Source organism: Chryseobacterium sp. PCH239 (assembly GCF_018924625.1).
Taxonomy (GTDB): Bacteria; Bacteroidota; Bacteroidia; order Flavobacteriales; family Weeksellaceae; genus Chryseobacterium; species Chryseobacterium cucumeris.
The window spans coordinates 2400469-2419070 of the sequence record NZ_CP073027.1 but is presented as its reverse complement, the minus strand read 5'-3'; the positions used below and the strand labels follow the sequence as shown (position 1 = coordinate 2419070).

Annotated in this window: 18 protein-coding genes; all 18 read right to left on the bottom strand. The window is 37.6% G+C overall.

Features of this window, described 5'->3' with window-relative positions; all coding sequences use genetic code 11:
- Positions 1 to 25: 25 nt before the first annotated feature.
- The 18 genes from KBP46_RS11215 to KBP46_RS11130 all read right to left on the bottom strand — a co-directional run bounded on the left by KBP46_RS11215 (position 26) and on the right by KBP46_RS11130 (position 18570).
- Positions 26 to 2338 carry a GAF domain-containing protein gene (locus KBP46_RS11215; RefSeq protein ID WP_062675592.1) on the bottom strand — a complete coding sequence of 771 codons (2313 nt, stop codon included), beginning with the start codon at positions 2336 to 2338 and terminating at the stop codon, positions 26 to 28.
- A 263-nt stretch (positions 2339 to 2601) separates the two neighbouring features.
- Entirely contained in the window at positions 2602 to 3981 is a 1380-nt protein-coding gene (locus KBP46_RS11210; protein ID WP_216445386.1) for an NADH-quinone oxidoreductase subunit N, read from the bottom strand.
- A 16-nt stretch (positions 3982 to 3997) separates the two neighbouring features.
- On the bottom strand, positions 3998 to 5491 hold the full coding sequence (locus tag KBP46_RS11205) for a NuoM family protein (protein WP_216445385.1): 1494 nt from the start codon (positions 5489 to 5491) through the stop codon (positions 3998 to 4000).
- Positions 5492 to 5493: 2 nt separating this feature from the next.
- On the bottom strand, positions 5494 to 7407 hold the full coding sequence (gene nuoL, locus KBP46_RS11200; protein ID WP_120233372.1) for an NADH-quinone oxidoreductase subunit L: 1914 nt from the start codon (positions 7405 to 7407) through the stop codon (positions 5494 to 5496).
- 2 nt (positions 7408 to 7409) lie between these two features.
- Positions 7410 to 7739 carry an NADH-quinone oxidoreductase subunit NuoK gene (nuoK, locus tag KBP46_RS11195; RefSeq protein ID WP_002983557.1) on the bottom strand — a complete coding sequence of 110 codons (330 nt, stop codon included), beginning with the start codon at positions 7737 to 7739 and terminating at the stop codon, positions 7410 to 7412.
- Positions 7740 to 7744: 5 nt separating this feature from the next.
- A complete protein-coding gene (locus tag KBP46_RS11190; RefSeq protein WP_034693417.1) occupies positions 7745 to 8242 on the bottom strand; it encodes an NADH-quinone oxidoreductase subunit J in 498 nt (165 codons plus the stop codon).
- Positions 8242 to 8799 carry an NADH-quinone oxidoreductase subunit I gene (locus KBP46_RS11185; RefSeq protein ID WP_040996950.1) on the bottom strand — a complete coding sequence of 186 codons (558 nt, stop codon included), beginning with the start codon at positions 8797 to 8799 and terminating at the stop codon, positions 8242 to 8244. The genes KBP46_RS11190 and KBP46_RS11185 overlap by 1 nt, the downstream gene beginning before the upstream one ends.
- A 122-nt stretch (positions 8800 to 8921) precedes the next feature.
- Complete coding sequence (nuoH, locus tag KBP46_RS11180) at positions 8922 to 9986, bottom strand: NADH-quinone oxidoreductase subunit NuoH (RefSeq protein WP_216445384.1); 1065 nt, start codon at positions 9984 to 9986, stop codon at positions 8922 to 8924.
- A gap of 89 nt (positions 9987 to 10075) precedes the next feature.
- Positions 10076 to 11074, bottom strand: a complete 999-nt coding sequence (locus KBP46_RS11175; RefSeq protein ID WP_062675587.1) for a 2Fe-2S iron-sulfur cluster-binding protein — start codon at positions 11072 to 11074, stop codon at positions 10076 to 10078.
- Between the two features lie 41 nt (positions 11075 to 11115).
- The gene (locus KBP46_RS11170; protein ID WP_117753116.1) at positions 11116 to 12027 is read right to left on the bottom strand and encodes a hypothetical protein; all 912 of its coding nucleotides are present in this window, start codon (positions 12025 to 12027) and stop codon (positions 11116 to 11118) included.
- A gap of 7 nt (positions 12028 to 12034) precedes the next feature.
- Entirely contained in the window at positions 12035 to 13393 is a 1359-nt protein-coding gene (gene nuoF, locus KBP46_RS11165) for an NADH-quinone oxidoreductase subunit NuoF (RefSeq protein WP_089697000.1), read from the bottom strand.
- Positions 13394 to 13500: 107 nt separating this feature from the next.
- Positions 13501 to 14010, bottom strand: a complete 510-nt coding sequence (nuoE, locus tag KBP46_RS11160; protein ID WP_062675585.1) for an NAD(P)H-dependent oxidoreductase subunit E — start codon at positions 14008 to 14010, stop codon at positions 13501 to 13503.
- A gap of 104 nt (positions 14011 to 14114) precedes the next feature.
- On the bottom strand, positions 14115 to 15338 hold the full coding sequence (nuoD, locus tag KBP46_RS11155) for an NADH dehydrogenase (quinone) subunit D (RefSeq protein ID WP_216445383.1): 1224 nt from the start codon (positions 15336 to 15338) through the stop codon (positions 14115 to 14117).
- 75 nt (positions 15339 to 15413) lie between these two features.
- The gene (locus KBP46_RS11150; protein ID WP_062675584.1) at positions 15414 to 15908 is read right to left on the bottom strand and encodes an NADH-quinone oxidoreductase subunit C; all 495 of its coding nucleotides are present in this window, start codon (positions 15906 to 15908) and stop codon (positions 15414 to 15416) included.
- A 6-nt stretch (positions 15909 to 15914) separates the two neighbouring features.
- On the bottom strand, positions 15915 to 16475 hold the full coding sequence (locus KBP46_RS11145; RefSeq protein WP_002983540.1) for an NADH-quinone oxidoreductase subunit B: 561 nt from the start codon (positions 16473 to 16475) through the stop codon (positions 15915 to 15917).
- 94 nt (positions 16476 to 16569) lie between these two features.
- A complete protein-coding gene (locus KBP46_RS11140) occupies positions 16570 to 16941 on the bottom strand; it encodes an NADH-quinone oxidoreductase subunit A (protein WP_034693436.1) in 372 nt (123 codons plus the stop codon).
- A 273-nt stretch (positions 16942 to 17214) separates the two neighbouring features.
- Positions 17215 to 17391: a hypothetical protein gene (locus KBP46_RS11135; protein WP_167348785.1), complete on the bottom strand. Its 177-nt coding sequence runs from the start codon at positions 17389 to 17391 to the stop codon at positions 17215 to 17217.
- A 51-nt stretch (positions 17392 to 17442) separates the two neighbouring features.
- On the bottom strand, positions 17443 to 18570 hold the full coding sequence (locus KBP46_RS11130) for a GNAT family N-acetyltransferase (RefSeq protein WP_062675583.1): 1128 nt from the start codon (positions 18568 to 18570) through the stop codon (positions 17443 to 17445).
- Between the last annotated feature and the right edge of the window lie 32 nt (positions 18571 to 18602).

Genomic DNA, 18602 nt, shown 5'->3' with positions numbered 1-18602 from the left:
AGCCGAATGTATATTCCGGATTTTTTTATTCCTGCGGAAGTGTAAATGATACTCTCAATGCCAGCAATCCTGTAATTCCCTGAAGGTCTTCTACTCTTAAAAATTCTATATCATTTTGTAAAACTCCTTTTTTCTGAAGTTTGGAAATGTAGTCAAGGTATTCTTTCTGGTTTTCCATGCCGAAATAAACGATGGTGATCTTTCCGGGAGCAGTGATGCGTTCTGAAGAATCTTTCACATGGGCTTTGTCCAGACGTTTTTTGATAATCTCATAATAGGAGTTGTAAGCTCCATCTACATCAAAGCGTTTTTCATCCATTCTGAAACGGATGTCTATTTTTTCATTATAGACGAAAATCAGTGAAGCAATATCAAGTGGTACCGGAAGATACTTTTTGAACGACTGAAATTCAAGCTCCATTTTACAGATGGTTTTCAGCTGCCAGTATCTCAGTTTGTGAACTACTTTCGAAGTATAGTGCAGCTCAGGAGCGATGGTAGAACCAATATATAGATTATGCTCTACGCCATCAGACTTAAATCTTTCATAATAATGCGGGAAAATTTCCTGTGCTTTTACCTGGCTTTCGTCCAGCATATCTGCCAGTTTTCGGTTGACCAGCGTGATAGAGTCATCAAGGTTTTTCCTGTGGTGATAAAACAGATCCGTAGAAGTAAAGATGTGTGAAAAATAGTCTTTGATTTTTGTTTTTATTTCTCTGGAGGTTCTTACTTCCAGTTTTCCCTGTAAAAAAGGATGAATTTCTTCCCTTAATAATCTCTGAAAACGTTGTTCCGTATCAGCTTTGATCTCATTGTTGATCTCATTCTCAAAAACATCCAGTGCCAGTACAAATTTTTCCGAATCGGAATTGGTGAGTGTCAAAACTTCATTCAGCCATTCAATTTGTTGATTAAGATCCTGCAGCATCAGATTAAAACGTTTTTCAGAAGAAGAACGGATATCTGAAACCCCAAACAAAGGTGTCAGATTTTTGAATGCAATCTGTTTTAAAGTATAAATTTTCTTTCCAAGCGATGCTGTAAAATATTTCTCAGCTTCATTTCTGAACTTCCATACCACACTGTCATGGATGGTTGTATATTCACGCTGGATAATGGCTTCAATCTGGTAATTTTTCTCAAAATAAAATCTGTTCAGAGAAAAAAGAACCATATCAGTAAAAAACTCAAGTTTTTTAAGCTTTAAGCCATTGAAACTTCCGGCAATAGGAGAGGTGAATTCCATGATTGCAAGAAGCTCACCATCTTTCATGATAGGAATTACCATGAAGCTGTTCACATTATTATCCTTTAAAATACTGAAGGAAGGAAGCAGCTTGACATTTTCGTCCAGGTTGTTTACATTGGAGACAACTACAGGCTTTGAATTATGATTTAAATTATTGAAGGTACTCTTACGGGTTTCTTCATCAAATGCATTGATCCAGAAATCCAGGATATGATTCGTAAGAAGACTCTCATAAATCGGGAGTTTATCCAGCTTCTGTTCCTTTTTATTGAAAGTCATCAGTCCGAAGCTCAATTCCGGAACATCAAAGTAAGATTTGAAAATTTCCGTAAGATTTTCGTTGGGATTCATATTTTCCGGATCAATTTCAATCATGCTTGATTTCAGATCGGAAAGGGCGACTTCAGAGGTACAGTCTACCAGTGAAATAATCGTAAATCCTTTTAATATCCACGATTGAGAAGGGAAATACTTTTTCCAGAGTTTAAAATCATCCAGATTTTCCAAAAGCATATCCAGAATATCATCAGATGGAATTTTGGCATCTTCTGTAGGAGTAATTTCCGTAAAGTCAGAATTGACCGTAATTTTATAATGTTTCATGATTCCCTGCTTATTGGGAATATCATAATAAAACGGAAGCGTACTTTTAATATCTTTTTTAAAGTAGCTTTGAAGAATCAGACAACAGCAGAACACATAAAATTCATTGTCTGAAATATTTCTGAGTTCTATTTCGAAGTCTTTTCCGGCATCTTTCAGAATATCCTTAAACCTTTCGGTATAGTTGAAGGTGATATTGGAAAGCGGAATGCTTGCCGCCTTTATTTCGTTTTTGGTAAGGCCTGTTGGGAAAAGATCCGCAAGAAGCAGTCTGATCAGGTCTTCGTATTTTTCAAGAAGGGCAGTATCCTGGAAGCCTTCTCTGAGCTCTTTAAAGTTTCTTGTGCTTTCAATCAAAGACTCTGCGTAGTTCACTCTGTATTCCAGTCTGTCATTATACCGGATATGTTCCAGAACATCCAAATATTTTTTGAATGATATATAAACCTGAAAGGGAGAGTCTTTTTTATAGAGATTAGCCAAGAGCTGAAAAATTTAAAGTAAAGTTATGAAAAAAGCAGAATATTGATCGTGTGGAATTTTTATTTTATTGTATATAATTTGCATGTGCTTTGGGAAATTCTGCAACATATTTTATAATTCCTTATTGGTTTTTTGAAAGACAGATTATAGATTTAATGATACATAAAAATTGTAACATTTTAGATGAGATATTCATTACCCTGTTAGGATAATAAAAAAGCACAACTGAAGAGTTGTGCTTTTTATATTCTAAAATTCAGATTTTATAATCCGAACATTCTTGCAAACATATCCGGGAATATACCAAGGATAACAATCAGGGCAATAACCACTACTGCAATAATGTTGTAAGTAAGGGTTACTTTTTCTGATGATTTGAATGTTGATTCTTTAAAGAAGAACATTGCAATGATCAGTCTTAGATAGTAAGCAATGGATAGGGCAGAACCTAACACAGCTACCAGTACTAAGAATGCAGCACCGTTCATCGCCTGGGAGAATAAAGCAAATTTCCCCATGAAACCAGCTGTTAACGGAACTCCTGCCATTGAAAGCATTGAGATCGTTGCTGCTGTTGCCAATAAAGGTTCTGTTTTTGCCAATCCTTTGAAAGCTCCGAAAGACGTTTCTCTCTTTAATTTCTCTACCCAGATCAGACACATGAAAACTCCTACTGTAGATAAAGAGTAAGCAAACAGATAGAAGGCAAGGTTATAAGTAGAAAGACTTGTCATTCCGAAGAATACCAATCCGATATATCCTGCGTGAGATACTGAAGAGTATGCCAGCATTCTTTTTGCATTCGTCTGAGCAAGACCCATAACGTTTGCCAAAAGTAATGTAATGATTAAGAATACCCCTAAAACATTAATCCATTCGTGAGTAACCCCAGCGAAACCAAGCGTCATCAATCTGAACAGGGCAAAGAATCCTGAGATTTTTACCACACTCGCCATGAAAGCTGTGATTAATGAAGGAGAACCTGCATATACATCAGGGCTCCACATATGGAAAGGTGCTAAAGCTACCTTGAATGCCAATGCGCAAAGAATCAGTAATACACCTAAGATGAACATTACATTTCCAGCATTTGCTACTCCAAAGTCGTGGATTTTGTACAGATCAAAACTTCCTGCACTTCCATAGATGAAAGCAATCCCGAACAGTAAGAAACCTGTTGCGAATGCACCCATAAGGAAATATTTAATAGAAGCTTCGTTGGATCTTAAATCCGTTTTGTTAGCTCCAGCCATTACATATAATGGAATAGAAAGGATCTCAACTCCTAAGAACATCGTCACCAGGTTCTGGTATCCGAAAAGGATGATCCCTCCACATAATGCGAATAGCATCAATGCATATAATTCTGACTGGTGGCTTCTGTGGTTGCTGAAAGCAAAACCGCCCAGGAAGAATAACAATAATGTTGTTACGATTGATATTTTAGTGAATAATGCGGTATTGTCACTGTACTCATACATATGCTTGTAATGGTCGAAAAACGAACATTCCGGCATAAAACTTACGTACAATGCGATGATTAATCCCAAAATCCCAATGTATCTTGCGAATTTTCCTTGTTCAAAAACTCCTGAAAATAACGCAATAACTGCCGTTAGGAAAACAATAATTAAAACACTCATTTCTTAAAATATCAAATTAACTTACCATTGATTGGTAGATAAACTTCACCGAACTACTCACCATGTCGATTACCGGTTGTGGGAAAATACCTAGTAAAATCACAAAAACCGCTAAACTTGCCAATACAGAAAATTCTACGCCTGATAAATCTTTTGCTGTACTTAAAACGGCTTCATCTCCTTCTCCAAACATTGCTTTTCCGTAGAATCTTAATAAATACACCGCACAAAGAATTACCGTAAGACCAGCAATTACTGCTGCTGTTCCGTTAAAATCATAAACCGATTTCAACAAAATAAATTCCCCGATGAATCCATTGGTTAATGGAACTCCCATTGAACCTAATATAATGATCAGGAACAATACAGCAAACTTAGGTGCTACTTTAGCTAAACCTCCCATTTGTCTGATGTCTCTTGATTTAAATCTCTTGTATAAAATATCACAACAGTAGAATAAACCTACTACGTTGATACCGTGAGCAAATGTCTGTACCAAAGCTCCTTCAGCTCCTTCTACATTGAAAGTTCCTCTTAAAGTAACTACTGCTGAAGCGAAGATCCCTGCTACCATTAATCCTATGTGAGAGAAAGATGAATACGCAATGATTCTCTTCATATCCGTTTGGATGATCGCAATCAATGCACCATGAACAATTCCCACAATAGCAAGAATAATTACGATCTGTCCGGAAATTCCGGCAATCGGAAGCGGAGTGATTGGAAGTAAGTATCGCATTACACCATATACTGCCATCTTCAGCATGATCCCTGATAATAACATGGATCCCTGAGTAGGAGAGTAGGTATATGTGTCAGGCTGCCATGTATGGAAAGGGAATACCGGTAATTTCACTGCAAAAGCAAAGAAAATAAACCAGAATACCACAGTCTGCTGTACTTCGTTAAGCTGAGCATTATATAAATCTGTTAAAGCGAATGATGCAGAGTGGTTGTACACATAAATCAATCCGGCTAACATAAATAATGATCCCACGAAAGTATATACGAAGAATTTTGTAGTGAATTCAAACCTTTTATTCTCTTGTCCCCAAAGTCCGGCAATGAACCAAATTGGAATCAAAGTTACTTCCCAGAAAATGTAGAATAACAATCCGTCTAAAGAAGTGAATACCCCTACTAGACCAAACTGCATCAATAGAATCAGTCCGTAGAATGTATTTCTATAGTTTACATTTTCGTTGAAAGATGATAAAATAATGATTGGAGCCAGAATATTGGTCAGTAATAAAAGAAGCATGCTCATTCCATCGATACCGAAGTGAAGAGAGCTCTTCATAAATTGTGACCATGGATAATTGATCTCATGCTGCAATACGCTGTCTACTGTCGGAGTAAAATCAAAATCCGAAAGTACGTAAAACGTAAGGAGCATTTGTACCAATGCAATTCCAAGCGCCAAATATTTGCTGGAATTATTCTTCCAGGCAAAAACTAATCCCGAACCTACTAGAGGTAATAGTAATAATGTTAATAACAAACAAGACATTATTATTGTAATAAAAAGTTAACAATTAATATAATTCCCACCGCTAAAGACATGATAAGGATATATGTCTCTACATTTCCGTTCTGTACACGCTTCATAGCTTTTCCGCTGTCTTCAGCACCATCACCTACAAAGTTTACAAAACGGTCTAAGATACCCTTATCAAACATTTTTCCTCCGCGTCCTAATCCTTCAACAGTTTTTACAATCAATGCGTTGTAAAGTTCGTCAACGTATAATTTCTTAGCAGAAAGCTTTTCCCATCCGGTATAGTTTTCCTCTGCAACAGCCATCTTTTTCTTACTTACATAAGTATTTCTAACAATGAACCATACAGTGAAGAACATCAAGACTGTAGCTGCTAATAAGATCATTTCAGTATTGAAAGGTACTCCTGAAAGAGTAGCTTCCATCTGGCTGTAGCTTTGTTCCGTAAGAACCGGCTTTAACCATTCCATCAGTTTGGCATAATGCCCGTGACCGATAAAGTGTGGCAGGTTGATAAAACCTCCGATTACAGAAAGAATAGCCAATACGATCAATGGTAATGTCATATTTGACGGGCTTTCATGTAAGTGGTGTTTCTGTTCTTCAGTACCTCTGAATTCTCCGTGGAATGTCAGGTAGTATAGTCTGAACATATAAGTTGCAGTCATTGCCGCTAAAACAAATAAGATGACCCAGTAAACAGGGTTTTTAGCGAAAGCTGCTACTAAAATTTCGTCTTTAGAGATCATCCCCGATAATAAAGGGAAACCTGAGATGGCTAATGTTCCGATAAGGAATGTAGCGTGGGTAAGAGGAATATATTTTTTAAGGCCTCCCATGAAACGCATATCCTGTTCGTTGCTCATAGCATGGATTACAGAACCTGCACCTAAGAATAATAACGCTTTAAAGAATGCGTGTGTCATTACGTGGAACATTGCTGTTGTATAGGCACCAAGACCTAAAGCGATGAACATAAATCCAAGCTGTGAAACAGTAGAATAAGCCAATACTTTTTTGATATCGTTTTGACGAAGTGCATAGAACCCTGCCAAAGCAGCGGTTAAGAATCCGATGAACAAAATTCCTCCCTGTACAGTTGGTGCTAAAGTAAATAAGAAGTTGGATCTTACTACCAAATAGATACCTGCTGTTACCATCGTTGCCGCGTGGATCAACGCTGATACAGGAGTTGGTCCCGCCATCGCATCCGGTAACCATGTATATAATGGAACCTGAGCAGATTTACCGGTAGCACCGATGAATAAACTCGCTGTGATAAAGATAATCACTGTTCCGTCTAATTCAAATTTTGAAGCGTTTTCTGCTACAGAAAGATAATCTACAGCATTGGTTTGAGAAGCGATCATGAAGATACCGATCAATAACGCAAGGTCACCAATTCTGTTCATGATGAAAGCTTTTCTTGCTGCTTTACCATATTCTTCGTTGGTATACCAGAATCCGATCAACAGGTAAGAACAAAGACCTACACCTTCCCATCCAATGAACAGGATAAGGTAGTTGCTTCCCATTACTAAAAGTAACATTGAGAAGATGAAAAGATTCAGGTAAGTAAAAAACTTGTAGAATCCTTTATCATGACTCATATATCCGATAGAGTATAAGTGGATCAGTGAACCGATACCCGTAATGATCATCACCATCATTAAAGAAAGCTGATCAATCTGGAATCCAAAATTAATCTGAACTCCATTGACTCTAAACCATTCAAAAGCTTTTACAATGACAGGCTGGCTTTCAGAATTGAAATTCATGAAAAGGCTTACTGCAATACAGAAAGATCCGAAAACTACAGCAGTAGCCAGAGATCCTACCAATATTTTTGGAAGATTTTTCCCGAACAGCCCGTTAATAAGAAACCCTAAAAGTGGTAAAAGTACTATTGCATATACTAGATTCTCCATTCTTATCCTCTTAATTTATTAAATATACTCACATCTACAGAACGGGTGTTTCTATATAGCATCGCAATAATTGCAAGACCTACTGCTACTTCAGCCGCTGCTACCACCATAATGAAGAAAACTAAAAGCTGTCCGTCGCCGTTGCCTTTATACGCTGAAAAAGCTGCCAATAAAAGGTTTACAGAATTCAGCATAAGCTCTACACAGCCCAGAATCACAATAGCATTTTTTCTAAGCAATACTCCCATTACTCCCAGACAGAACAATACTGATGAAAGAATGATGAAGTAGTCCAAAGGGATGCTTTGTATAAATGTATTTACTTCTCCCATAATTTTTATAAATCTTTTTTACCGATTAATACCGCGCCTACAATACCTGCCAGAATTAGGATGGAAGCAAGCTCAAACGGTAAAACATATTCATTAAACAAAAGTCTACCCAGATTTTTCGTAAGACCTACCCCTCTGTCTACATTTTCAACAACAATGTGATTGTCTTTTACTCCTCTGAAAACTCCTAATACACCTACCAAAAGAAGACCTGCCGTAAAAACTCCAACAAATTTTAAAGTATTGTTCTTCTTACTTTCGTCTTGTTTATTAAGGTTAAGCATCATTAAGATGTAAAGGAAAAGTACCATGATGGCACCTGCGTAAACAATAATCTGGATGATTGCCAGGAACTGTGCATTGAGAAGAATGTACATTCCGGCAATTGAAAACATCGTAACAATTAATGACAAAATAGCATAAAGAGGATTTCTTGCAAATACAAAGTAAACAGCACTTGCCACTGCTAAAAACGCCACCAAGAAAAATAAAAACTGATCCATTATTTTACCGCATTTTTTTGTTTCTCGGATTGTCTTGTCGTGATATCAATCCTTTCATTTATTTTTTCAACTAATTTATCTTTTCCGTAAATGAAAGAACCTCTGTTTGTTTCCACGTCTACCAATCTGTCAGTAAGATAGATGGCAGATTTAGGACAAGCTTCTTCACACATACCGCAGAAAATACATCTTAGCATATTGATTTCATATACTGAAGCGTATTTCTCTTCTCTGTAAAGACCTTTTTCCTCTTTAGTTCTTTCAGCAGCAGTCATCGTAATGGCTTCTGCAGGACAAGCTACCGCACAAAGTCCGCAAGCTGTACATCTTTCTCTGCCTTCTTCGTCTCTTTTCAAAACGTGCTGACCTCTCCAGATAGTCGTTCTTGGTTTCTGTACTTCCGGATATGAATATACTGCGGGAGCACCCTTTATCACGGTTCTTACAGCATGCTTAAATGTAATCCCCATCCCTGTAAAGATCGCAGGAAGGTAGATTTTTTCAGCAAGGGTCATTTCTTTATTGGAAACAACTTTTGATCTGTTTGTAAGTTTCATTTAATTATAGATATTAGATGTTAGACACCAGATTTTAGACTAATCTTGTCTGTTATCTTAATTTTTAATATTCAATATTCACACACTTAACAAGTTTCAAAAACCTGTTAGGTTTAGATAATTTAATTTCCAAACGCTAAAATTACAGCTCCTGTAATTAATAGGTTTACCAATGCCATAGGGATTAGTGTTTTCCATCCTAAGTGCATTAGCTGGTCATATCTGAATCTTGGAAGTGTCCATCTGATCCACATGAAGATCAGAATTCCAATTACTGTTTTCGTAAGGAATGCTACGATACTTAAAATCCCTGCAGTGTTTTCACCCCAGTTCTGAGTTACCCATTCAATACCAGGATAGTTATAACCTCCGAAGAAAAGGACAACCATAAAAGCATTAGAGATAAACATGTTCACATATTCTCCGAACATATATAAACCTAACTTCATGGATGAGTACTCTGTAGAGTATCCTGTTACCAATTCAGATTCACACTCAGGTAAATCGAACGGGTGTCTGTTGGTTTCTGCCAGAGCAGCTACAAAGAAAACAAGGAATGCAATCGGCTGGTAGAAAATGTTCCAGTTCAATCCAGAAACCCAAGGAATAACGCCCCATAATTTTCCGGTTGTCTGACTTTCAGTGATTTCTTTTAAATCCAAACTTCCAGACATCATAATGATAGAAAGAAGTGCTAATCCCATCGCCAATTCATAAGAAATCATCTGAGAAGAAGCACGGATAGCACCCAGTAATGAATATTTGTTGTTCGAAGCCCAACCTCCGATCATAATTCCGTAAACCCCGATGGAAGCCATACCGATGATGAAAAGTACACCAACATCGATGTTTGCTACCTGAAGATCAAAAGAAGTACCTGCAATATTTAAACTTTTACCCCAAGGAATAACAGCTCCTGTAATCAATGAAATAAACATTACCAGCGCTGGTCCTAATACGAAAAGGAATCTTTCTGCATTGGCAGGCGTAAAGTCTTCTTTGAAGAAAAACTTTCCACCGTCAGCAAGAGGCTGAAGCAATCCAAATGGTCCGGCTCTGTTAGGACCAATTCTATCCTGCATGATAGAGGCTACTTTTCTTTCTGCCCAGGTAGAGTAGGCTGCAATCGTCAGCGATAGCAGGAAAAGTGCTAGTACAAGTATAAGTTTAAATGTAAGTAAATCCATTTTTATTTAGATATTAAGATGTCAGATGCTAGATGTCAGATTTAATTTGCTGTCTGAAGTCTGGTATCTGAAATCTGATGTCTTATTAATTATTTTTCGTCTTTTTCACTGATTTCTTTAGCCATCGGATTGTCTAAAACTCTTAGTTCGTCTTTTGGCTTTTCGTAGTGGTTCAATGAAATTACAGAATGTCTGTCGATATGTCTAGGACCTTCGATATTCCAGTCTGATAAAGATTTTCTTTCAAAACGGCATGTATCGCAGATGAATTCTTCCACTTCTCCCCACTGGTCTTTTCTGGCAGTAACTCTTACAATTTCGTCACCTTTCATCCATACTACAGCTTTTCCTGAACACTTATCACATTTACAGGAAGCGTTCATTGGTTTTGTAAACCAAACTCTGCTGGCAAAACGGGCTGTTCTGTCTGTTAATGCCCCTACAGGACAAACATCGATAACGTTTCCGATGAAGTCATTGTCTAAAGCTTTATTTAAATACGTTGAAATCTCAGCGTGATCTCCTCTGAAAAGGATACCGTGTTCTCTTGTTTCTGTAAGCTGGTTAGCAGTCAGTACACATCTTGCGCAAAGAATACAACGGTTCATATTTAGTTTGATGTTTGGTCCAAGATCATCAGCTTCGTAAGTATTTCTTTCGAATTCTGTTCTTGTGTTTTCCACACCATGCTCATATCCTAAGTCCTGAAGATGACATTCTCCTGCCTGATCGCAGATAGGGCAGTCCAGCGGGTGGTTTACCAATAGGAATTCGGTAACCGCTTTTCTTCCTTCCTGAGCTTTCTCAGAAGTAAGATTTTTTACTTCCATACCGTCCATTACATTAGTTCTGCAGCTTGCTACTAATTTTGGCATAGGACGTGGGTCTGCTTCAGATCCTTTAGAAACTTCTACGAGACAAGTTCTACATCTTCCTCCACTGGTTTCCAACTTGCTGTAGTAGCACATTGCAGGAGGTACAGATTTACCACCAATTTGTCTTGCAGCTTCCAGAATAGAAGTACCAGGCAAAACTTCGGTAGTCTGTCCGTCTATAGTTATTTTGAATTTTTTAACTTCTTCGCTCATATGATATGCTTTAAGCTTTATGCGTTAAGCAATAGGCTTTGTTATTTATATTTCTTTGTATTAAATGTATATCCAATTCCTCCAAGGACCTGTCCGAAAACAAAATCCTGGCGTGCTTTGTCCGGTTTGTTATTTAATGTAGTTTTAATATCCCACATGTTGATATAACCGGCTTTTCCTTCTAATCTCAGCATCCAGTTTTTCCAGAATACAAGGTTAAGACTGGATCTGATATCGGTTCCCATCCCTGCAACGTGGAAACGGTCACTTCTTTCGTTACCAAAAAGTTTTACATTACTTTTCGGAAACATAAATCCGATTCCGGCTCCATAAGACCATACTAAATCTATATTTTTCTTATGAACAAGATTTTTGTATTTCTCTAGACCTAAGTTTTCATAGTTAAGCCCGTCTGTATGTTCGAAAGTAAGGAACTTCTCATCTGCAAGATTAACCTGCCCGTTCTGAACCATTGCTGCATATTCAGGATCTGAAATATGACCTTTGAAACCTACAGTCTGGTTCTGATCCATTACATATTTCATATGGTCTATCCCTAATACCAATGCTAAATTATCTTTAATAAAGTATCCTATTCTGAAATTATACTGTGTTACAGTAAACCAGCTCGGATCAAAATAGACAATTCCAAATTTTGTAGGTCTGTCCTGTGCCTTTACATTATTCAGTTGAAAATCGTATCCGTTTCCGGTAAAGTGGATGTCAGAATTGCTGTAAGCTGCTCTGTTCCAACCATAAAATACGAAAACCTGACCTTTTTTGCTCAATGGTAAAGGTTTTTCCTTTCTCTCAGCTTTAATCTGCTCTTTCTCACTCACTAAATATGACAAATCCTCTTCAACGGATCTGTTATAATTTGCAGTATCAGTTTTCTTATTTTGTGCAAATACAAAATTCGACATCATTAAGCCGACCACCAATAATTTTTTCATCTTTTACTTATGCGTTCTTTTCAACAGCCGGGATAGGGTCAGCATAATGTGCCAATCCATAATTTTGTGTCTGAGACAACTCTGGGTTTTTTACGTGCCACTCAAATTCATCTCTGAAGTGACGGATCGCTGCTGCAACCGGCCAAGCTGCGGCATCACCCAACGGACAAATCGTATTTCCTTCGATTTTTCTCTGGATATCCCAAAGCAGATCGATATCTTCCATTTTTCCTTCTCCTTTCTCGATTTTCTTTAAAATCTTGTACATCCATCCCGTTCCTTCACGGCAAGGCGTACATTGTCCACAGCTTTCGTGATTGTAGAATCTCGCCAATGTCATGGTGTGTTCTACAATACACTGGTCTTCATCCAAAACGATGAAACCTCCTGAACCCATCATGGTTCCGGTAGCAAAACCACCGTCTGCCAATGATTCATAGTTCATATATCTTGGCTCTCCATTCACGGTTCTCAGCAATAGGTTTGCAGGAACAATCGGAACAGAACTTCCTCCAGGAATACAAGCCTTTAATTTTTTACCATCCTTAATACCCCCGCAATATTCATCAGAATAGATGAATTCCTCTACGGTGATCGTCATATCGATTTCGTATACACCCGGTTTGTTGATGTTTCCACAAGCAGAAATCAGTTTCGTACCTGTAGATCTTCCCACCCCGATTTTAGCATACTCAGCACCTGTAATATCAATGATCGGAACTACTGCCGCAATGGATTCAACGTTGTTTACCACTGTTGGTCTTTCCCAAAGACCTTTTACAGCCGGGAATGGTGGTTTTAATCTCGGGTTACCTCTTTTTCCTTCAAGGGACTCAAGCAATGCTGTTTCTTCACCGCAGATGTATGCTCCACCACCTCTCTGTACATAGATTTCAAGATCGAAACCGGTTCCTAAAATATTTTTACCTAAAAATCCTGCTGCTTTAGCTTCTTCAATAGCTTCTTCAAGGATATCCGGAATCCACGAATATTCTCCACGGATGTAGATATAAGAAGTATTGGATCCTAAACAGTAAGAAGAAATTAGCATTCCCTCAATCAATAAATGAGGAAGGAACTCCATCAGATATCTGTCCTTGAATGTTCCAGGTTCAGATTCATCCGCATTCACAACAAGGTGTCTTGGAACACCTTCAGGCTTGGCCAGAAAGCTCCATTTCATTCCTGTTGGGAATCCAGCTCCACCACGACCTCTCAGTCCTGAAGCTTTTACTTCTTCAAGAATTTCGTCCGGAGTCATCTTCAAGGCTTTTTCAGCTGCTGTATAACCTCCCTGTTTACGGTAAGTTTCAAAGTAGCGGATACCTTCTATATGTGCGTCTTTAAGTAAAAGTTTTTTACTCATTGTTTATTATGCTTTTCGCTATTGGCCATTGGCTTCTAGCTTTTTATAATTATTAAAGAAAATAACTGAATAATTTAAAATCTAAAATGTAGAATTTAAAATTTCTATTAGTCTAAAGCAACTTGTCCCTGTCTGCAAAGATCAAGGATTTCATCTACTTTTTCTATCGTTAAATTTTCATGAAAGAATTTCCCTAGCTGCATCATGGGTGCGTATCCGCATGCTCCAAGACATTCAGCTGGTTTTAAAGTAAACATACCGTCTTCAGTAGTTTCTCCATCCTTAATGTTCAGTTTGGTTCTGATATGATCCAGAATTTTTTCGCTTCCACAAACCATACAAGGTCCTGTTCTGCAAACTTCCAGCACATATTTGCCTACCGGCTTCATATTGAACATCGTATAGAAAGTAGCCACTTCATATACTTCGATCGGTTGGATACTTAATAGTCCGGCAACATAATCCATCACAGGAACATCTAACCATCCTCCGAATTCTTTCTGTGCCAAGTGAAGTACAGGAAGAAGAGCAGATTTTTGTCTTCCTTCAGGATATCTTGCGATAATTTTGTGTACCTGTGCTAAACTTTCCGGTTTAAAAGCTATTGTTTCGCTCATTTTTTATCTAAGATTTCAGATGCCAGATTTCAGACATCAGATTTTAAATTTATATATAAAGCGAAGAGTCTAACATCTGAAATCTGATGTCTGACATCTTCTTTTTATGCGTCTAATTCTCCCGCAATAATATTCATACTACACATCGTTACAATGGCATCTGAAATTACAGAACCTGTAATCATTTCAGGGTATGCCTGATAGTAGATGAAGCATGGTCTTCTGAAGTGAAGTCTGTAAGGGCTTCTTCCTCCGTCACTCACAAGATAGAAACCTAATTCTCCGTTTCCACCTTCTACAGCATGGTAAACTTCTCCTTTTGGTACATCGGTTTCTCCCATTACGATTTTGAAATGGTAGATCAATGCTTCCATTTTCTGATATACATCTGCCTTTTCAGGAAGATAGAAATCAGGGACATCCGCATGGAATGGCCCTTCCGGAAGATTTTCGTATGCTTGTTTGATAATTTTGATTGATTCCCAGACTTCCTGTTGACGAACCATGAAACGGTCGTAAGTATCTCCTGAAGTTCCTACCGGAATAATGAAGTCGAAATCCTGATATGAAGAATAAGGCTGCGCAACTCGTACATCGTAATCTACACCTGCTGCACGTAAGTTAGGACCTGTGAAACCGTAGCTTAAAGCTCTTTCGGCAGAAATAGCTCCTGTACCGATGGTTCTGTCCATGAAAATTCTGTTTCTTTCTAATAAAGTACAGAATTCTTTGAATCTTGGTGGGAAAGTTTTTAAGAAATCCTTGATCAGCTCATGGAATTTAGGAGTGAAATCTCTTTCAAAACCTCCGATTCTTCCCATATTGGTTGTCATTCTGGCTCCGCAGATTTGCTCATACATATCATAAATACGTTCTCTTTCGATGAACATATAAGTAAGACCTGTAATAGCTCCTGAGTCCATTCCGGTTACCCCGTTACAGATCAGGTGGTCACCGATTCTGGCAAGCTCCATCAGGATAACGCGCATATAGTCTACGCGTTTTGGAACTTCTACGCCAATCAGTTTTTCTACTGTCATGTGCCAGCCTAAGTTATTGATGGGTGCAGAACAGTAATTCATACGGTCCGTAAGGGTAGTGATCTGAGAATAGTTTCTTCTTTCAGAAATTTTCTCAAATGCTCTGTGGATATATCCTACGGTTTGCTCTGCGTGAAGGATTCTTTCTCCATCCATCGTTAAGATATTCTGGAAAATCCCGTGCGTAGCAGGGTGGGTAGGTCCTAGATTCAGGGTGTATAATTGTCCGTCAATCTGTTCCTTACTTTCGTACTGGCTTAGTATATTAGATAATGAGTTATCTTTCATAATTTAAATGCTTTAGGCTATAGGCTCTAGGCTTTAAGCTTATTGCTTGCTGCTTACTGCTTATTGCATTATTTTTTATCTTCCGAACATGCTATCGTTCTTGTCGGTTCTTGTACCGTCTTCAAGGCGATATTCCTTCAACATTGGGTGGTATCCAAGATCTTCCATATTTAAAATAGGTCTGAGATCCGGGTGTCCTTTAAATTTAATCCCATAGAAATCATACGTTTCTCTTTCCATCCAGTTAGCTCCTGCAAATAGCTCTACAAGAGAGTCTACTTCAATATTTTCTCTGGACATAAAGATTTTCAGACGTAATCTGAAATTGGCCATCATATTGTGCAAATGGTATACAACACCAATTTCCTTTTCAGGGAATTCAGGATAATGAATACCACAGATATCCGTAAGGAAATTAAATTCCAGTGATGAATCTTTCAGATAGTGAATGATTTTCTTAATATCTTCTTTCTTTACTTCAATAGTCAACATTCCATAAGGTTCTGAGCTTGAAATGACAGATTCCGGAAATTCTCTTGTGATTGCTTCTAATACAAATTCGTTTGTCATTTCCGTTTAGTTGCTTATGTTGTAAGAATCTAATAATTTCTGATATTCAGGCATGTCTCTTCTTCTGATGCTTTCGCTTTCTGCAAGAGCTTGTACCTGCATTACACCTTCAATGATCTGTTCAGGTCTTGGAGGACATCCGGGAACGTAAACGTCTACCGGAATAATCTTGTCAATTCCCTGAAGTACAGAATACGTATCAAAAATACCACCGCTGGAAGCACAAGCTCCAACTGCTACCACCCATTTCGGCTCAGCCATCTGAGTGTACACTTCTTTCAGGACAGGTCCTAATTTCTTTGATATAGTTCCGCAAACCATCAGCATATCTGCCTGTCTTGGAGAGAAAGAGTTTCTTTCCATACCAAATCTTGAAGCATCATATGTCGGGTTCAGGGTAGCCATAAACTCGATACCACAACAAGAGGTTGCAAAGGGTAACGGCCAAAGTGAAAACTTTCTTGCCATCCCGATTACACTGCTCAGTTTTGTTGCGAAAAACCCTTCTCCTTCATAGCCTTCGGGAGCAGGTGCATCTGTTCTTATTACTGGTTTTTTATCTGACATTTTCTTTTGTTGATATTTAAAGATTAAAACGTTTATAAATTTAATCATCTCTGTTTTTAAACGATTAAATTATTCAATCTTTTAATGTTAAAATTTATTTATCCCAATCCAGTGCGCCTCGTTTCCAGACATAGAAAAACGCTACGAAGAAGATCGCAACGAATGTAAGCACGGCAAGGAAACCTTCCATACCGAATTCTCTGAAGTTTACAGCGTAAGGATAAAAGAATACGATTTCAATATCGAATAGTACGAACAATACCGCAGTCAGGAAGTACTTGATAGAAAACGGTGTTCTTGCATTTCCTTCTACAGGAACTCCACATTCCCAGCTTTGGTTTTTTACAGAGTTTCCTTTTTTCTGCTGTGGACCTAAGAAATGTGCTCCAAGCAAAGAAACCGCTACAAATCCTACTGCTACACCAGCCTGGATAAGGATTGGAATATAACTTTCAGGTAAATTCATTTTTGCATTATTATCTCAATTTGCAAATTTAGCGAATAAACAAGAAAGCATGAAATTTATCAGCTTAAAAGTCGGATTAAAATGAGCTAAACCGGTAATTTAGAATCAATAAAAATTAGCTTTTTGTGATTATTTTTTTGTGGTGTTTTTCCCCTTTTTTTGTAGTAACTCTGGAAAAATTGCATCCCATCATGTATATCGTGGATATTTTGAATTTATTTATTGAGGAATAAAAACAAGTGATTAAATGACCTATTGGGCTATGGTTATGGCTTATTTTTTCATTTTTTTCAAAAGAGTGTAGGCCATAAAGGAAATATATCCAAAAAGAATACTGGCAAAAAGAATATTGATTACCGTATTGGTTTTGTCATCGGGCGACTGAAAAAAAATGTTATAACCAATAAATCCGGCAATTAAAATAGCAAATATGATAAGCTGTGGTTTCATAAAGTTCAAAGTTTGGGTAGTGAGTTTACGTTTTACAAAATGCAGTATCAATTAGTTGAGTTCCATTGAATATGTTCTCCTTCTTTTGTGATTCACCGGATTGTAATCCTGCCACAACAGCTGAATACTTTTGTTTTCTTCGAGTTCCGGGTTGGTTTCAAGGTACTTTACTCCTTTTTTTCTGAAAATATCCCAGATTTCTTTAAAAATAATAGAAGTTACTCCTCTTCTCTGATAATCCGGATGAATTCCGATCAGGTAGAAGTTCGCTCTGTCATTTTTCTTTCCTGCTTGTAAGAAATGCCACCAGCCAAAAGGAAGTAGTTTTCCACCGGACTTCTGCAGAGCTTTGGAATAAGAAGGCATTGTAATAGCAAAGGAGATCAGATTATTGTGTTCATCAGCAATACAAACAATGAAATCTTTATCAATAAGTTTGAAATATTTCTCTTTATAGGTTTTACGCTGTTCATCAGAAATCGGAGTGTATGTAGAAAGATGTTTGTAAGTCTCATCCAGAAGATCAAACATAGGATCTACATACTGAATAATCTCTTCTTTTGTTTTGAATTTTAAAACTTTTAGCTTGTATTTTTCAGAAATAAGCTGATTGAATTTATGAATTTTGTCCGGTAATGTTTCGGGGAAGATTATTTCAAACTCTACCCATTCCTTTTCTTTAGTCAATCCCAGGTTCTCAAGATGCCTTGGATAGTACTCGTTATTATAAATTCCGATCATCGTCGCCAGCTGGTCAAAACCTTTGATCAGCATTCCTGCTTTATCAAGATTGGTGAAGCCCATTGGGCCTTCAATTTTGTCAATATTTTTTTCTTTGGCATAATCAACCGCTTTTTGAATCAATGCTTTTGAAACTTCAGCATCATCAATAAAGTCGATCCATCCAAAGCGTACTTTTTTAATGCCTAACTCTCTCTCTTCTTTGTGATTGATCAAAACAGCAATTCTTCCTACAATCTTATCATTCTTATAAGCCAGAAACTGTTTGGCTTCTGAATATTGAAGCGCAGGATTTTCATTTGCATTCCAAATGTTGATTTCGTCATTGATAAAGGACGGAACATAGTAGGGATTGTTTTTATACAAATCCATTGGAAACCTTACGAATTGCTTGAGCTGACCCGCTGTTTTTACTTCAATAATTGAAACTGTAGACATGTTTTTTGAGAGGAATTAAAGGACAAATATAA

Coding starts and splice junctions, on each gene's coding strand:
- KBP46_RS11210 (WP_216445386.1), bottom strand. CDS start 3,981: ATGAGTGTTTTAATTATTGTTTTCCTAACGGCAGTTATTGCGTTATTT.
- KBP46_RS11205 (WP_216445385.1), bottom strand. CDS start 5,491: ATGTCTTGTTTGTTATTAACATTATTACTATTACCTCTAGTAGGTTCG.
- nuoL (WP_120233372.1), bottom strand. CDS start 7,407: ATGGAGAATCTAGTATATGCAATAGTACTTTTACCACTTTTAGGGTTT.
- nuoK (WP_002983557.1), bottom strand. CDS start 7,739: ATGGGAGAAGTAAATACATTTATACAAAGCATCCCTTTGGACTACTTC.
- KBP46_RS11190 (WP_034693417.1), bottom strand. CDS start 8,242: ATGGATCAGTTTTTATTTTTCTTGGTGGCGTTTTTAGCAGTGGCAAGT.
- KBP46_RS11185 (WP_040996950.1), bottom strand. CDS start 8,799: ATGAAACTTACAAACAGATCAAAAGTTGTTTCCAATAAAGAAATGACC.
- nuoH (WP_216445384.1), bottom strand. CDS start 9,986: ATGGATTTACTTACATTTAAACTTATACTTGTACTAGCACTTTTCCTG.
- KBP46_RS11175 (WP_062675587.1), bottom strand. CDS start 11,074: ATGAGCGAAGAAGTTAAAAAATTCAAAATAACTATAGACGGACAGACT.
- KBP46_RS11170 (WP_117753116.1), bottom strand. CDS start 12,027: ATGAAAAAATTATTGGTGGTCGGCTTAATGATGTCGAATTTTGTATTT.
- nuoF (WP_089697000.1), bottom strand. CDS start 13,393: ATGAGTAAAAAACTTTTACTTAAAGACGCACATATAGAAGGTATCCGC.
- nuoE (WP_062675585.1), bottom strand. CDS start 14,010: ATGAGCGAAACAATAGCTTTTAAACCGGAAAGTTTAGCACAGGTACAC.
- nuoD (WP_216445383.1), bottom strand. CDS start 15,338: ATGAAAGATAACTCATTATCTAATATACTAAGCCAGTACGAAAGTAAG.
- KBP46_RS11150 (WP_062675584.1), bottom strand. CDS start 15,908: ATGACAAACGAATTTGTATTAGAAGCAATCACAAGAGAATTTCCGGAA.
- KBP46_RS11145 (WP_002983540.1), bottom strand. CDS start 16,475: ATGTCAGATAAAAAACCAGTAATAAGAACAGATGCACCTGCTCCCGAA.
- KBP46_RS11140 (WP_034693436.1), bottom strand. CDS start 16,941: ATGAATTTACCTGAAAGTTATATTCCAATCCTTATCCAGGCTGGTGTA.
- KBP46_RS11135 (WP_167348785.1), bottom strand. CDS start 17,391: ATGAAACCACAGCTTATCATATTTGCTATTTTAATTGCCGGATTTATT.
- KBP46_RS11130 (WP_062675583.1), bottom strand. CDS start 18,570: ATGTCTACAGTTTCAATTATTGAAGTAAAAACAGCGGGTCAGCTCAAG.